This is a genomic window from Ferruginibacter sp. (genome assembly GCF_028288465.1).
Classification (GTDB): domain Bacteria; phylum Bacteroidota; class Bacteroidia; order Chitinophagales; family Chitinophagaceae; genus Ferruginibacter.
On the sequence record NZ_JAQBNR010000011.1, the window covers coordinates 90,913 to 107,251 of the forward strand.

Here is a 16,339-nt window from a genome sequence, read left to right on the forward strand (position 1 = left end):
ATTATATTAATTTCTATTTTGCCGATGTAAGATTTCTGAATATCGCTTCCAGGCTGTTGCTTTCACTTTGCAAAGAAACAATGTTAAGGTTGTTTTTCAAACTCAATTCCAGCAATTGCTTTCTTATACTTTCAGGATTCGCAGTATGAATCTTGTAGGATGTGGTATCAACCTGTTCAATACGGCCCGCTCCTTCCAGTTGTTGCAGCATTTCAACAGCTACACCTTCTTTAAACTGTATCAGTACTATATGCTCGCCATCTTTTACTTTCTGCAGATTGCTGAGTGTATCATCCGCGACAATATTCCCTTTATTAATTATGATCACCCGGTCGCAAATGGCCTGTACTTCCTGTAGTATATGGGAGCTGAATAAAACTGTCTTGTCTTTTCCCAATGTTTTTATTACTTCCCTTATTTCAACTATCTGGTTGGGGTCAAGGCCGGAGGTTGGTTCATCCAGTATTAACACTTCAGGGTTATGTATCAGTGCTGCAGCAAGCCCTACTCTTTGTTTGTAACCCTTACTTAACTGCCCTATTTTTTTATTAGCTTCCAGGGTAAGGCCAACAGTAGCAATTGTTTCTTCAATCCTGTTTTTAGAATGGTTCATCTTATGTACGCCTGCAATAAACTCCAGGTATTCCCTTACGTACATATCGAAATAAAGCGGGTTCGCTTCAGGCAGGTAGCCTATTTTTTTCTTTGTGGATAATGAACCGGTACTTACCTTTTCATTGCAGACTTCTACTTCACCGCCATCACATTCAAGATAACCGGTGATGATTTTCATGGTGGTGCTTTTGCCTGCCCCGTTCGGTCCCAAAAAACCTACTATTTCTCCTTTACCTACACTAAATGAAATATTGTTAACCGCTTTTTGAGCGCCATAATTTTTTGAAAGACTGGTTACCTTAATTGACATGTGCGACTTTTATCAGGCAAAAATAAAAACGTCAGGTATAAATACCCGACGTTTCAGTTTATTAATTAAGTATTTTTTTCTTCTTTGTTTTCTGCTGGTTGGTCAGGTCCCGGCTGCGACCGGTTATCCTGTTTTTGAGGCGGCCGTTGCGGCTGGTTACCGCGTTGGTTTGGCGGTCGCTGACCCTGTCCTTCTCTTTTCTGCTGGGGCCGTTGTTCGTTGCGGTTTTGCTGAGGCGGCCTTTGCTGTTGGTTTGGCCGCTGATGATCCTGTCCTTCTCTTTTTTGCTGCGGCTTTTGTTGTTGCTGGTTACCCCGTTGCTGCTGGTTGCCCCTGTTACCATCTTTGTTTTGTTGCGGTGCACGCCCGTCGCGACCTTGTGGCTGCCTGTTTTGTTGTGGCCGGTTGTTATCCTGCTGTGGCTGATTGTTGCGGTTTTGCGGCTGCCTTTGTTGTTGCGGACCACGTTCCATATCCCGGCGTTTACGACTTGTTTTTTCCAGGCTTTTTAAACTGATTTGTCCCACTACATCTGCATAGGTAGGCTCAATTTCAAGCGGCTTTTTGCTTACGACTTCTACAGTTTCCAGTTCTTCGGGCTTAATACCCTGTTGGTTAAGTGCCTTTATTTTTTTTACCCTTTCAATAGTCAGGGGATATTGTTTATTACTGTCTGGCATGGTATACCACATCAGGTTGCGGAAAATATCTTTTTTAACCAAAAATGCCCTGCTCCTTGCTACTTCAATCATGTCACAATCATCGGGAAAATGTTGTAAAGCATCCAGGTATGTATCCAGCTCGTAATTCAAACAGCATTTTAAACGGCCGCACTGCCCGCTTAATTTGGTTTGGTTAATGCTTAAATTCTGGTAACGGGCTGCGTTGGTATTTACACTTTTAAAATCGGTAAGCCAGGTACTGCAGCAAAGTTCACGGCCGCAGCTTCCTATTCCGCCCACTTTGCCAGCTTCCTGCCGGGCGCCAATCTGCTTCATCTCTACCTTTACCTTAAATTCACCAGCATAGATTTTAATCAGTTCTCTGAAGTCAACCCTGTCATCGGCTATGTAAAAAAAAGTGGCTTTACGACCGTCTGCCTGAATTTCTACCTCGGCCACCTTCATCTCCAGCCTTAGCTGCTTGGCAATGGCCCGGCTTCGGATCATCACGTCTTTTTCCCTTGCCTTTGTTTCTTTCCATTTATTCAGGTCGGTCTCGTTGGCCCTGCGCAGAATCTTTTTTATATCAGCGCTGTCTTCCTTAATATTATTTTTTTTCAGCTGCAACCGCACCAGTTCGCCTGTTAAATTCACGCTGCCAATATCAAAACCACTTACGCCTTCCAGCGCAACCATATCTCCCTTTTCAAAAAAATAAGTAGTAGTATTTTTAAAATAGTCCTTACGGCTGCCATTATTAAAACTAACTTCCACAATCCTGCAGCCACTTTCCGGGTCGCTAAAGGGCAGGTTGGCCAGCCAGTCATGCACGTTCATACGGTTGCAACCACCGCTGCTGCAGCTGCCATGGCTCTGGCAACCGCCCGGTGCGCCGTCTTTACTTGTTCCACAACTTCCACATCCCATATACCTGAGTAGTTAAAAAAATGAATAATGCTGAGGGGAAATTTTGTTGAACCAGGCAGGAGAATTAGTATCAGGCTTCATTGGCGTCGCACTCTTGTACTACAGTTATATATTGAACGGCCCATTTAACCTGTGTAAAATATTACTGATGCTTGCGCACTTTCAGGCTTTTGTATAACTAAAAGCTTCCCGAATTATCGGGATCGACATACAATGTTAACTACTGAAGAGAAAGTTTTTTAATCAACAATCATCTTTCTCTAAATTCCAACCTCACCGGTCACTTTCCTCAATTTATCAAAATTAACGAATTGTTACTAATAATATGATACAACTTAATTGAAAGGGCATGAAAGAGCATTTTGCCGTTTGCGTTGCGTTCAACATAATAACTGGCTTTATCAAGTTCATTTATTATAGCTTCCTGCTGGGGAATACTGCACAATTTATTCAGGCGAAGGGCAAAGTCCTGCTCGTTACTACCTGTATTTGCGTTGTCTAAAAGCGAAGGAATGCTTTTGATGCGAATGGCCTGTTCCAGCAAATGGGTAAAGTATTTTAAAAATTGTTTTTGTTTTTCCCGGCCCTGCTTGCTCATCTCCTCCACCCATTTTACCTGGCCTGCGAGGTTTTTTTTCACCAGCAGATTTAACCATTCTCTAACGGTTGCCTGCCAGTCGTCTTCCACATGTTGTAACAATTGCAGCGCTTCCCGGTAATTTCCTTCGCTTAAAGCTGCCACTTGCCGTGCTTTTTCCATTGCCACGCCGCCTTTCAATTCCAGCGACGCTTCAATTTCCAAATTACTGAGTAGTGGAATTTTTACCAGTTGCGTTCTGGACAAAATCGTGGGCAAAATCATCGCCTCATTTTCTGCCACCAAAATAAACAGGGTATTCGGTGGTGGTTCTTCAATCAGCTTTAATAATTTATTACCATTTTTAGTGAGGTATTCCGGCATCCATATAATCAGGATCTTGTATTGGCTTTCAAAACTCTTTAAACTGATTTTTCGGTTAATATCATTGCATTCTTCAGCGGTAATATTGCCTTGCTTGTTTTCGGCATGTATAAATTGCAGCCAGTCATACACATTGCCGTAAGGGTTAGCCGAGAAAAACTCCCTCCATTCAGCAATAAAATCGGTACTTACAGGAGTCTGACCCGCTTTTTTGGTAATTACGGGGTAGGAGTAATGTATATCAGGATGCATTAACTGGTTCGCTTTTGTGCAGGCAGCGCAAACACCACAGGAATCAAGCTGTGTATTGATTGCTTCGGATACAGAAGGTTCTTCTCCAAACAAAGATGGTCCCGGAGTTTCTTTTTTGCCATTTACTTTTTCGCAAACGATATACTGCGCAAATGCCATGGCGAGCGATAATGCGCCGCTTCCCTCTTTCCCCAAAAAAAGCAGCGCATGGCTTAGGCGGTTGTGTTGCACCATTTGTACCAGCTGTTCCTTTGTTTCTTTCTGACCTGTTATATTATTGAATTGCACGGTGCAAATATAGTTTTTAACGGGTTTAACAAAAGCAGCAATTATTGGCAAATAAAAAAGCGGCACCAATGAGATACCGCTTTCAAACTGTTGTATGTAATTTTATAATTTACTGGTCAGCTCGTCGCTCATCGGGGTAACCTTGCTGTCAAATTTGGTAACAATGCGTCCGTTTTCATCCAGCAAAAATTTATTAAAGTTCCAGGTTATTGTTGCATCCAAAACGCCATTTTCACTTTTGTTGCAAAGCCATTTATAAATGGGCGCTGTATCATCTCCTTTTACAGAAATTTTTGCTGCCATTGGAAAAGTAACGCCATAGTTCTTTTTGCAAAATTCTTTTATTTCTCCGTTTGTGCCAGGTTCCTGTCCGCCGAAGTTATTCGCAGGAAAACCTACAATAACCAGTTTGTCCTGGTATTTTTTGTATAAAGCCTCTAAACCTTCATATTGCGGCGTAAATCCACAGGCAGAAGCTGTGTTTACAATCAAGATTTTTTTGCCTTTGAATTTGGCAAAGTCAATGGTGCTGCCGTCAAGGGCTTCTACTTTGAAATCATAGATTGATTTGGAAGCAACCGTGGCAGAAGATGGATTTGGGTTTTGCATCGATGTGTTTTTAGTAGTGGTTGCACTAAACAAAAGCGCAAAGCTGACAGATAATAATTTGATCATACAATTGATTTTGGTTTATAACGTATAAAATAACGGTTTGTTTAATTTTTATTGTTTTTCATAACAACCGATATCCGGCAAGCCTACCGACCGTTTGTTATCATCCAGATCTTTCACAAAACCAGTGCCACCAATTCCCTTGTCAATTCCCGGGGCCAGCCTATTATTGATATGAAAATCGAACAGTTGTTTGGCAACATCTACCGAATCAAATAATGGATCCTGGTTCTTTACCGCTTCGGTAATTGTAGCATTTACGGGATCTTCTTTTGCTTTATACAGGCAATGGTCGAACAATACATTAAATGCACCTGAACCTTGTTTATCTGTAACAACTTCATTATCTACACTGCTGTTATCGCTCCAGAAAATACAATTGCGAAATACTGCATTCAAATCTGCCGACAGGGTTGCGCCATTTAAGGTAGCATAATCTGTCACTGTCAGCACAGGTTTTTTATGCGTAATATAAGAAGTGGAATAAGCCGCCACAGTACAGTTGGTAAGATGATATTTTCCGCCATAGGTTAAACCGATATTGGTGCCACAATTGGTGATTAAGCTATTATCAGCATCAATGCTTGAATTAACACAAAGCAGGCCGGCATCATACGCATTGTCAATGATACATTGATGTAACACCAATTTTGGGTTGCTGTTTACAGATGGTTTTTCAGCTACCACCGCCTGGTAGGCATTTTTTACAACGGCATAAGTCAACACATTGTTCTTACTGCTTTCCCTGAAATAAATGCCCGGCCAGCTGGCGGGTAAACTTTTATAATCCGCATCCAGCCGGTCGCCGCTAAAAATTACCTTCTTTTCTTTTGTACCATTTATGATGAGTGTACCATCCACAATGATGGGTGCATCTGCATGAGAATATATTTTGCACCCGGAGTCTATCGTAAGTGTGGCGCCGCTTTCAATATGCAAACTGCCGAGCAATACATAAGGCAGCGGGCTGCTCCATTCTACATCCCCTTTAATTACCCGGCTTTTTAAAAAATTGGCATTTTGTCCATACGCCTGCAATTGTACAAAGCGGGTGTTTCCGTTATAACTTATCATGATGCTGTCCCGTACAACAAAGGGAAGATTACTGAGCGTTGGATTAACATGTATTGTAACAAAAACATAAATACTATCATTGGCAGCAATCTCGATATTGCTTGCTTCATCAGCAGGTGAACCGTTGATATTTATTTTAAAAGCAGATGCAGGACCGGCCATCAGTTTAACTGTACTCAATAACAATTTTTGATTGTTAGGATTGCTGATTTTAAATGACTGCGTAATGGAACCAATACTTGTAAAAACAGTATCATATTTCAGACTATCTACACTCGTTGACAGCTGTGCATTTTGACTGGTGATAAATGAATCTTTCTGGCAGGAAGAAAAAAGCAGGCAGCACATCGTAATCAACAGACTTGCGATAAATCGCAGCCTGAAAATATTTGGAGTACTTTGCTTCATCATTCAAAAATAGTTAATTGCCGCTTTATTAATGGTATGCTTTTATTTGGGTGCATGAGCCAGTGTTGCAATGCTCAGTTGTACGTTTTCAATCGCAGCAATTGTACTGCCGCAAGCCTCCAACGTGGCTCCAGTCGTAACGACATCATCAACCAGCAAGAGATGTTTGCCGGATAGCTGGCCAGGTATTTTACAAGTAAAACTACCCGCTACATTTTCCCATCTTTCAATGCGGTGCTTTTTTGTTTGCGTGTCTGTATAGCGCTGGCGAAGCACATTGTTTTTAATAACTGGAATATTCATTACTGATGACATCCCATCGCAAATAATTGCTGCCTGGTTATAGCCGCGTTTTCTTTCTTTGTCAGGATAAAGCGGTAAAGGTATCAATGCATCTACTGTATCAAAGCGATTGCTTTCTACCAGACTTTTACCCATCAGCTCACCTAAATACATTCCGATGCTGGTATTACGTTTGTATTTTAACTGGTGAATGAGTTGTTGTATAAGAGCGTTTTTAGAAAAATAGTATTCACTGTGTGCAGCGGTTAATGGTATACGCCCCCAGAATATTTTCTCTACCGGGTTGTTGGCATACAGCGCAAAATTAGTAGTCGGTAAATTGGTGATACATTTCAAACACAGCAGGCTATCTGGATTTAACAGATCACTGCCGCACCCGGTACATATATGCGGGTAAAAAAGATGAACGGTATCTGATAATATGGTTTTAAAAAAAGGCACATATTAAATGTACAGCAAACCATTTCGGAATCAAAGCTTTTGGCTGAGCTGTCATTTTTTTAAAACAAATATTGATACAACTCTTCCACTTTTGCCAAAGGAACTATTTCAATACCTGAACCGCCTCCTTTTACTTTGCCCAGCGATTTGGCATTGTACTTACTAACAATAATTTTTTCAAAGCCCAGTTTTTCTGCTTCGGCAATGCGTTGTTCAATGCGGTTTACCGCTCTTATCTCACCGCTCAAACCCACTTCGCCGGCAAAGCAGTAATGCTGGTTCACCGGAACATCTTCGTAACTGCTCAACAGGGCACATACAATGGCGAGGTCAATGGAAGGATCTTCTATTTTTATACCACCGGCAATATTTACAAATACATCTTTAACACCAAAGTGGAAGCCACCCCTTTTTTCCAGCACTGCCAGCAACAATTGAAGCCTGCGCAAATCAAAACCACTAACGGTTCTTTGCGGCGTGCCATACACACTTTGCGTTACAAGCGCTTGTCCTTCTATCAACAGCGGCCGTATGCCTTCGATGGTTGCTGCAATGGCAATACCACTCAGTTGTTCTTCCTTCTGCGTGATTAATATTTCGGATGGATTGGTTACTGCCCGCATACCATCACCGGTCATTTCATAAATGCCCAGTTCGGCAGTTGAACCGAAACGGTTTTTTAGAGTGCGTAAAATGCGGTAAGCATAATGACGGTCGCCCTCAAACTGCAATACGGTGTCTACCATATGTTCCAGTATTTTCGGACCCGCAATGCTTCCATCCTTTGTGATGTGGCCAATCAGAAAAACAGGTGTGTTGGTTTCTTTGGCGAAGCGTTGCAGTTCAGCGGCACATTCTCTAATCTGGCTCACGCTGCCGGGACCACTTTCAACAAAAGGCGATTGCAATGTTTGTATGCTGTCGACAATTACAAGCTGTGGTTTCAATTTTTTTATTTCCTGGAAAATGGTCTGCGTATTGGTTTCTGTAAGCAGGTAAAAATGATCGCTCTTAATGCCTACCCGGTCTGCCCGCATTTTGATCTGCTGTTCACTTTCTTCACCACTGATGTATAATGTTACCACGTCGTTCAACTGAAGCCCTATTTGTAAAAATAAAGTGGACTTGCCAATGCCGGGTTCGCCAGCCACGAGGACAATGCTGCCCATAACAATGCCGCCTCCCAGTACGCGGTTTACTTCAGCATCTTTTGTAATGATTCTTTTTTCTTCTGCACTGCTTACATCATTAATGGAAATGGTTTTCAATTTTCCAACACCATTGTATTCTTTCCATTCATTGATTTCCTGTTTGTCATTTCCCTTAACAATTACTTCCTCAACAAAAGTATTCCAGTTATTACATGATGGACATTTGCCGGTCCACTTGGTACTTTCATATCCGCAACTCTGACAAAAAAATGCTGACTTGGTTTTACTCATCCGGTAAAATTAAAACGTAAAAAAATTACCAGCATTTATTTTTTAAAAACAATAATGCTTAAAAAAATAGCGTGCAGTACATCGCATCAGAAAATATTTTTTAGAAAAATTCAAGACTTAAAAAAAGGCAAAAAATAACAAAGATGTAAGGAAGAAAATGGCCTGTAATTAAAATAGTTGTAAAAGTAAAAGGGTCAACATTTCTGCTGACCCTTTGTACTTACTAACCCATTAAATTCTATTGCTAAATTACAAATTGCGCCCACATAAAAAAATAAATCTTTTGGGATGTTAATAAGTTTTCAACCATATTGCTGGCGACAGAACTCAAATTTGAACGCATCTAAATACATGATTATCAAATTAATAGAGTAAAATTCAACGCTCTAAAATGTAATTTTATTAAGGAGAAACGAGCCAAAAAATAAATAATTTAATTTGGTTTATAAAATAAACTACTTTACGTTTGTGATGAAATTGTAAGGCGATGAAGACAGCATTATCCGTTATTTTTTTCTTTCATTTTTTACCTTTAACAGCTCAAATTTCTATTTCCGGGCGTGTTACTGACAATAAAAATAAAGCGCTTAGGGGAGTAAGCGTAGCTTTAAAAAATACCTACGATGGTGCGACAACGGATTCCACGGGCCATTATTCTTTTTCTACAGATGAAAAGGGAGAACAGCAATTGGAAGTCACCATATCAGGATATTATGCCATATCTCAGAAAATAGTGCTAGGTGATAGCCCTGTTACCCTGAATCTCTCAATGAAGGAACAAATTACCGAATTGAAGGCCGTGGTAATTTCGGCTGGTTCATTTGAAGCAAGTGACAAGAACAAGGGTGCGGTATTGAGTGATATTGACATTGTAACTACTCCAAGTGCAAATGGTGATGTTACCAGCGCCTTTAAATCACTGCCCGGAACTCAGCAGGTAGGAGAGAGCGAGGGGTTATTTGTAAGGGGAGGCACAGCCACTGAAAGCAAGATTTTTATGGATGGAAACCTGGTAAATAACTTTTTTTTCAGCAGTACACCGGGCATGGCTACAAGAGGCCGTTTTAACCCGTTTTTATTTAAAGGCACGATCTTCAGCACTGGTGGTTACTCTGCCCTGTACGGACAGGCACTGTCATCTGCATTGATACTTGAAAGCAAAGACCTGCCTGAAAAGACCGAGGCTGACCTGGGCATTTCGGTTGTGGGTGTGGGCGGCGGTATCCAGCATTTGTCAAAAGATAAAAAATCATCCTGGGGCGTGTCTGTTAATTACACCAATCTTTGGCTTGCATTTAATGTGATAAAACAAAAACAGGATTTCTTCCAGGTGCCGCTTGCAAAACAAGCAGACGCCAATTTCAGGATAAAAACGAAAAACGGTGGTTTTATAAAATATTACGGGTATATCAGTACCAACAAAACCGGGTTTCGTTCGCCGGATATTGATTCCGCTATTCTGAAAGATGCTTTTTCCATCAACAATATCAATACCTACCAAAACATTAGCTGGAAGGACAGAATTGGCAATGGCTGGAAAATAAATACCGGCATCAGCTTCAGCACCAATAAAGATGATATTGTAAACGAAATACAGGATGCTGACAACGGAAAATTTACCGGAACCAATCCTTTATTCAATTATAAGAATTTTAACCTGCTCAATAAGGCCAGATATGCACAGGCAAGAGTGGTTTTTGAAAAGAAATTGTTTGGTTTAAATGCCATCCGTTTTGGAACCGATTATTTTTACAGTAACGAAAAATCTACTTACACTTTATATGATGGTACAAAATTTACACAGCAGGTAAACGATCACCTGCTTGCAGCGTTTGCAGAAACAGATATTTATGTAACCAATAATTTGGCCGCAAAAATTGGCAGCCGCCTGGAACATTCAACCATTATTGACAAATGGAATATTGCGCCGCGAATTTCGCTGGCATATAAGGTGGGTGCAAACAGCCAGGCATCATTTGCCTATGGCATCTTTTATCAAAACCCCGAAAGAAAATATTTGCCAGGTCTTGCGGGGCTTGACTATTCAAGGGCCAGTCACTATATTTTTCAATATTCCAAACAAACAAAAAACTATACTTTACGGACAGAGTTGTTTTACAAAAAATACAGTAACCTGTATAAAACAGACAGCAGTATTGGTGGCCGGGAAATAGCCGCAAATAACAATGGTTATGGCGATGCCAGGGGGATAGAATTTTTTTGGCGGGATAAAAAAACAATCAAAAATGTGGACTATTGGTTGTCTTATTCATATCTCAACACCAAAAGAGATTTTCTAAACTACCCTACGGCGATACAACCATCCTTTGCTGCTACACATACTGCCGCATTTGTGTTTAAACGTTTTTTTCTGCCTTTAAAAACACAGTTTAACCTGAGTTATAATTTTGCAACGGGCCGGCCTTATTACCGCATTGCCAAAAATGCGAGTGATAAATATATGATTACAGATGCAGGCAAAACCATCAACTACAACAGCATGAGTTTTAGTGTAAACTGGTTGCCGAATATTGGTAAAAAAGACGCCAGGACATTTGCAGTTTGGGTATTGGGAGTAACCAATGTACTGGGACAAAATATCATTTACAATTATAACTATAGCTATGAGGGCAGCAGAAAAGAAGCGGTAACACCGCCCAGTAAACGTTTTGTTTTTATCGGCTGTTTCCTGAGTTTTGGTATGGACAGAACACAGGATGCCATCAACAATAATTTATAGAGTTTATTCAACCAACACCAATTAAAATCAAAAAAAAATGAAAAAATTATTTATCTCCGCATTCGTATTACTTACAGCAGTAGCCTCGTTTGCACAAAGTGAAAAGTTTACTGCTGCAATGAAAAAAAATCTTGCAGCAATGGACAGCAGTTTTAAAAACCCTCCGGATATTTTAAATGTTGCCAATAATTTTGAGCGCATTGCCAATGCAGAAAAAAATCAATGGCTGCCCTATTATTACGCGGCCTTTTGCCAGGTAAACTATGGTTTTATGGAACAGGATAAAGACAAAATAGATGGCTATGCAGATAAGGCTACTGAACTGATTGCAAAAGCAGATTCGCTTTCGCCAAACAATTCAGAAATATCCTGCATTAAGAGTATGATCGCCAGTTGCCACATGATGGTAAATCCCATGCAACGGTGGCAGGAGTATGGCCAGGAAAGCAACAGCAATATGGAAGCTGCCATGCAACAGGATGCCACCAATCCGCGACCATATTTTTTAAAGGGCCAGGGTTTAAAGTATACACCCGAGCAGTTTGGAGGCGGATGCAAAACGGCTAAACCTCAGTTGCAGACTGCTTTGGATAAATACGCAACTTTTAAACCTGCCAATGATATCAGTCCGAACTGGGGAAAGGAAAGAACTGAATCACTGATTAAAGATTGTAAATAATTTTTCAGATCACAATAGTAATTGTTTGCTATACTTTCAACGCCTTTAAATATGGAACAGGAAAATTTTTCTCCGCAACAAAGTATTGATTTAATTCAGAACATGATTTCCAAAACAAAAAACACTGTTGCCGACAGCAGTGTTTTTTTTCTTTTGTGGGGATGGGTGGTTTTTATGGCTCTTTATTGCAATACTTTCTAAAAAAATAAAGTGTACTTGTATCATTATAATGACTGACTTCATTGTTACAGAATAATTAGGTCGAAGCAATACAAAAAATAAAAATTGAATTAAATGAAGGAACAGCAATTTTCAACAGAAGAAAGCCTGCAGCTTATAGGAGAGATGATTGGAAAAGCTAAGCGGAGTTACGTTTCCAAAGGCATTGCCAGCATTGTGTGGGGCATATTGATTATATTTTGCAGCATCATTACCTGGGGGCAAATAGAGTTTAACATTGATATCGGGTTTGACATATGGCTGCTTTTATTGCTGGCACTTTTGCCGCAGGTATATTTTGCAATAAAAGAAAAACGGGGGAAAACATTTATAGGTCATGATGAGGAAACGATGCATTATATCTGGATTAGTTTTACAGTCTGCATCTTTATAACCTCATTTTACAACAGTCGCTGGGGTGGCGAAAGTTCAACCACGCTGATTATGATGTTATACGGAATTCCAACTTTTATTACCGGAGGCATTTTTAAATTTAAGCCAATGATCATTGGTGGAATTACTTGTTGGGCGATAAGTATCTGTTCCATTTATACCCCGTTTAAAACAGATATGTTGCTGATGGCTGCCTGCGGCCTTTTTGCCTGGCTAATACCCGGAATAATTTTGTGGAAACGATATAAAAAGCAACAGCAAGTACATGTTTAAAGATCTGGATCCAATATTACATTCACAACTCAGGTTAGCTGTTATTAGTTTGCTGATCAGTGTTAAGGAAGCGGAATTCACTTTTTTAAAAGAAAAGACAAATTCCACCGCCGGTAACCTGAGTGTGCAAATAAATAAATTAAAAGATGCGGGCTATATTGAAGTAGTAAAGCAGTTCAAAGACAACTACCCGCAAACGGTTTGTAAAATATCAGCCAAAGGCATCGAAGCATTTGAAGTTTATGTTAATGCGCTGAAGTCTTATATGAATCCCAGCGGAGAATAAAAAAGCCCTTCCTTTAAAAGAAGAGCTTTTGTTTGTGCCTGGTAATTTATAAGTTTACTTCCAGATCATAAATGAGGAAGTGTAGGTTTCGTTGTTGCTGATTAATTGAATGGTATAAGTTCCTTCGTTCAGTTTGTGAAAATCATCAATATTGATGCTGTTCTTTCCTGCTGATATTGTTGCATTTTGCTGCAATACTTTTTTACCTGTTTCATCTAATACAACCACTTTACCAGTGGCAGCTTTGTCTGAAGTAAAAATAACTTTTACATCGTTGGTTGAAGCATTTGGCATAATGGTGATGCCCTTTTTTTCAATACCATTTGTATAACTGGAAACAGATGAAGTGTGTATAGCAACATCAAAATTGCCTTTTGCATTAACAGAAATAATAGCGATTACTGCAAATAAAGTGGTAAAAATCGTTTTCATCTTGTGTGTATTTAGAAGTAAGAAATAAGCTAAATGAATAATTAATTCAGGTAGTTAATACACAGTAAATTGAGATTAAAGAAGTAGTTTAGTTCAGCAGGATTAGGAAATCTAAATTAATAGACTTTTTGTAGAGTTGTGTGGTTCTTGTAAGAAAGTGTGGTAAGCATCTTTCTGAAACAAAGCTAATACTTTATTTCAAACCACCAACTTTTTCTACAATAAATTCGACGAAAATATTTACCCAAACAATAATGGCTGAATTTAATGTTGCAGCGTTATTTTTCGGGTTGCCAGCTTTATAAAAACAGATTCTGAGTGGATACAATCCTTTAAAACGATTGGCAGCGCTTAAGACAATTTTAAAAGCCTCCTGAACAATTGCTCTTTATTTCCGTTTTACCTTTGTCATTAATAAAGGCATATGTCATTGATCATAGAGGTAAATCATTTATCAAAAAAATTCGGCGATATCCTGGCAGTAAATGATTTGTCATTCACCGTAAATCAGGGCGATATTTACGGGTTTCTGGGACAAAATGGAGCTGGTAAATCAACTACCATCCGCATGCTGCTTACGCTGATACATCCTACAGCCGGAAACATTAAACTGTTTGGAAAAGATCTTTCAGCTAACCGGTCTGCTATCCTGCAACAGGTAGGGGCGGTAATAGAAAAACCCGATCTGTATAAATATTTATCTGCCTACGATAACCTTTCCATCTTCGCGAAAATGAGTGGTATAAAAGTTACCAGGCAGCTATTGATGCAACAATTGCAAATGGTTGGTTTGGAAGACCGAGCCAAAGATACTGTCAGAACTTTCAGTCAGGGTATGAAGCAACGTTTAGGCATTGCTGTTGCACTGGTACACAACCCGGCGCTGATTATTTTGGATGAACCGACCAACGGGTTGGATCCCCAGGGAATAGCGGATATAAGAAATTTAATTTTACGCCTTAGCAAGGAAATGGGAAAGACTGTTTTAATTTCTTCTCATCTGCTGAGTGAAATTGAGTTGATCGCAACGCGGATGATCATATTGCATAAAGGAAAGAAAATGGTAGAAGGTAATGTAGCAACACTGCTTGATCCGGCTCATACCTTAATAGAAATTGAGACTCTCGACAATACCACTGCAAAACATCTGTTGGCACAATCGCAATGGGCCGCATTTGTACAACCCGGCAATCAGTTGCAATTGATGATGGATAAAATAAAAGTACCACAACTGATTAATTTCCTTGTATCGGGCGGCGTACAATTGCTTTCGGTTAACTCCAGTCATTCCCTTGAAAATTATTTTTTATCACTTACAACCCAATCCGGCAATGTGGACGCTTTTGCAAATTGAACTTTTCAAAATATCTAAACGGCCAAGAACTTATATTGCTTTTGCAGCCGTAGCGGCCATCGTGTTTATTTTTCAGTTTGCATTTAAGGCAGATGGTCAGAGTTACATGGACCTGATGTTGCAAAGTGTAAAAGATACCTTTACTTTCGACAGGGTTCAGGCTATCAACGGCTATTTCATGTGTTACATTATTTTGAATACATTATTGATCCAGGTGCCAATTTTAATAGCGCTGATTGCGGCTGATTCTATTTCCGGTGAAGCCAACATGGGAACACTTCGTTTACTGATATCCAAACCCATTAGCCGGACACAATTGATACTGGTGAAGTTTGCGGCTGCTACTATTTTCACCATTTTTTTATTGCTTTGGATGGCCGTTACGGCCCTGTTCATGAGCCTGCTGATATTTGGAACAGGCGATATGCTGGTGTTCAGATCAAAGGGGGATGAATCGCAGATATTGCTGATAACAAAAGATGATATTATGTGGCGTTACCTGGCAGCTTTTGCATATGCCACGGTAGCATTAACTGTGATAGCAGCACTTTCTTTATTGCTGTCTATCTTTGCTGAAAACTCAATCGGACCCATCATTGCTACAGTCTGCATTGTAATTGTATGCACTATTATCAGTAACATCAATGTACCCATTATAGATAAAAATGTAAAACCGTTTCTGTTTACTTCTTACCTGGTTGGCTGGAAAGGATTTTTTTATATTGGTACGGATGCAGATGGAAAAACAATCCGCGGAAGCCTTGAAAACTGGCCCGCCATCCGTAAAAGTTTACTGATTTTAATAGCCCATATTTTTATATTGGTAACAGCCGCTGTAGTAGTTTTTAAAAAGAAAGATATTCTATCCTAAATAATAATAAAATGATCCGTTTAAAAAAAATAACAACCCTTGTAGTGCTCGTTTTAATATCATTTGTTTGTGTACAGGCACAGGATGTAAATGCACTAATCGCCAAAGTGAAATTTAATATTGATAAGGTAAATGATTACGAAGCTACCGCCAGGATGATCACCAATGTATCCTTTTTAAAAGTGCCTGATGCAGATGTAAAAGTGTATTTTAAAAAACCCAATCAACTAAAAATTAAAAATGAAAAAGGCATTTCCTTTGTGCCCAAAGGAGCCGTAAGCATTAACCTGAATAATATTTTAAGTGGTGGAAAGTACACCGCCATAGATGCAGGCACAGATAAAATAGGCAATACAACGGTAAGGATTGTTAAGTTATTACCGGAGGATGATAATGCTGATGTGGTATTATCCACGGTGTATATTGACGAAGCTGCGCTGGTAATAAGAAGAGCGAAAACCACTACCAGGGCCAATGGCAGCTACCAGCTGGAAATGAATTATGGAAAATACAGCGCCTTTGGTTTACCCGATAAAATCGTTTTTACTTTTGATACAAAGGATTATAAACTGCCCAAGGGAGTAACGTTTGACTTTGACGATGGTACCCAAAATAACCGGTCGGCGGCAGATAAAGCAAAGAGCAAAAATGGTAAGGCTGAAATAACTTTTAGCTCTTACGTGGTTAATAAAGGCGTTGCTGAAGATGTATTTAAATAGTATCTCTGATGGCGGATT

General features: G+C 39.7%; 15 protein-coding genes. 7 read left to right on the forward strand and 8 right to left on the reverse strand.

From position 1 onward, the window contains the following. Window positions 1-13: 13 nt before the first annotated feature. The 7 genes from gldA to radA all read right to left on the reverse strand — a co-directional run bounded on the left by gldA (window position 14) and on the right by radA (window position 8,355). Entirely contained in the window at window positions 14-925 is a 912-nt protein-coding gene (gene gldA / locus JWR61_RS04220) for a gliding motility-associated ABC transporter ATP-binding subunit GldA (protein WP_301926602.1), read from the reverse strand. Between the two features lie 65 nt (window positions 926-990). Then, a complete protein-coding gene (gene ricT, locus JWR61_RS04225; protein WP_301926603.1) occupies window positions 991-2,514 on the reverse strand; it encodes a regulatory iron-sulfur-containing complex subunit RicT in 1,524 nt (507 codons plus the stop codon). 289 nt (window positions 2,515-2,803) lie between these two features. Beyond that, the gene (locus JWR61_RS04230; protein ID WP_301926604.1) at window positions 2,804-4,015 is read right to left on the reverse strand and encodes a hypothetical protein; all 1,212 of its coding nucleotides are present in this window, start codon (window positions 4,013-4,015) and stop codon (window positions 2,804-2,806) included. Window positions 4,016-4,117: 102 nt separating this feature from the next. Continuing rightward, entirely contained in the window at window positions 4,118-4,624 is a 507-nt protein-coding gene (locus JWR61_RS04235; RefSeq protein WP_367881790.1) for a glutathione peroxidase, read from the reverse strand. 114 nt (window positions 4,625-4,738) lie between these two features. Next, the gene (locus tag JWR61_RS04240) at window positions 4,739-6,172 is read right to left on the reverse strand and encodes a hypothetical protein (protein ID WP_301926606.1); all 1,434 of its coding nucleotides are present in this window, start codon (window positions 6,170-6,172) and stop codon (window positions 4,739-4,741) included. A gap of 39 nt (window positions 6,173-6,211) precedes the next feature. Next, window positions 6,212-6,808 (reverse strand): ComF family protein, encoded by a 597-nt coding sequence (locus JWR61_RS04245; protein ID WP_290340555.1) that lies wholly within the window; start codon window positions 6,806-6,808, stop codon window positions 6,212-6,214. A 164-nt stretch (window positions 6,809-6,972) separates the two neighbouring features. Continuing rightward, the gene (gene radA / locus JWR61_RS04250; RefSeq protein WP_301926607.1) at window positions 6,973-8,355 is read right to left on the reverse strand and encodes a DNA repair protein RadA; all 1,383 of its coding nucleotides are present in this window, start codon (window positions 8,353-8,355) and stop codon (window positions 6,973-6,975) included. Between the two features lie 487 nt (window positions 8,356-8,842). Here radA and JWR61_RS04255 point away from each other — a divergent pair, with 487 nt between their 5' ends. From JWR61_RS04255 to JWR61_RS04270, 4 genes are all read left to right on the forward strand, one after another. After that, complete coding sequence (locus JWR61_RS04255; protein ID WP_301926608.1) at window positions 8,843-11,095, forward strand: carboxypeptidase-like regulatory domain-containing protein; 2,253 nt, start codon at window positions 8,843-8,845, stop codon at window positions 11,093-11,095. 37 nt (window positions 11,096-11,132) lie between these two features. After that, window positions 11,133-11,774 carry a hypothetical protein gene (locus JWR61_RS04260; protein ID WP_301926609.1) on the forward strand — a complete coding sequence of 214 codons (642 nt, stop codon included), beginning with the start codon at window positions 11,133-11,135 and terminating at the stop codon, window positions 11,772-11,774. A gap of 294 nt (window positions 11,775-12,068) precedes the next feature. Further along, complete coding sequence (locus JWR61_RS04265) at window positions 12,069-12,659, forward strand: hypothetical protein (RefSeq protein WP_301926610.1); 591 nt, start codon at window positions 12,069-12,071, stop codon at window positions 12,657-12,659. Further along, window positions 12,652-12,945, forward strand: a complete 294-nt coding sequence (locus tag JWR61_RS04270; RefSeq protein ID WP_301926611.1) for a transcriptional regulator — start codon at window positions 12,652-12,654, stop codon at window positions 12,943-12,945. The genes JWR61_RS04265 and JWR61_RS04270 overlap by 8 nt, the downstream gene beginning before the upstream one ends. A gap of 54 nt (window positions 12,946-12,999) precedes the next feature. Here JWR61_RS04270 and JWR61_RS04275 read toward each other — a convergent pair whose 3' ends face one another. Continuing rightward, on the reverse strand, window positions 13,000-13,377 hold the full coding sequence (locus JWR61_RS04275) for a T9SS type A sorting domain-containing protein (RefSeq protein ID WP_301926612.1): 378 nt from the start codon (window positions 13,375-13,377) through the stop codon (window positions 13,000-13,002). Between the two features lie 424 nt (window positions 13,378-13,801). Between JWR61_RS04275 and JWR61_RS04280 the strand changes: the two genes are divergently transcribed. The 3 genes from JWR61_RS04280 to JWR61_RS04290 are packed head-to-tail and all read left to right on the forward strand — an operon-like array spanning window position 13,802 to window position 16,321. Beyond that, window positions 13,802-14,731: an ABC transporter ATP-binding protein gene (locus JWR61_RS04280; protein WP_301926613.1), complete on the forward strand. Its 930-nt coding sequence runs from the start codon at window positions 13,802-13,804 to the stop codon at window positions 14,729-14,731. Further along, window positions 14,709-15,602 carry an ABC transporter permease gene (locus tag JWR61_RS04285; RefSeq protein ID WP_301926614.1) on the forward strand — a complete coding sequence of 298 codons (894 nt, stop codon included), beginning with the start codon at window positions 14,709-14,711 and terminating at the stop codon, window positions 15,600-15,602. Before JWR61_RS04280 ends, JWR61_RS04285 begins: the two co-directional genes overlap by 23 nt. 11 nt (window positions 15,603-15,613) lie before the next feature. Further along, window positions 15,614-16,321 (forward strand): hypothetical protein, encoded by a 708-nt coding sequence (locus JWR61_RS04290; protein WP_301926615.1) that lies wholly within the window; start codon window positions 15,614-15,616, stop codon window positions 16,319-16,321. The last annotated feature ends 18 nt before the right edge of the window (window positions 16,322-16,339 follow it).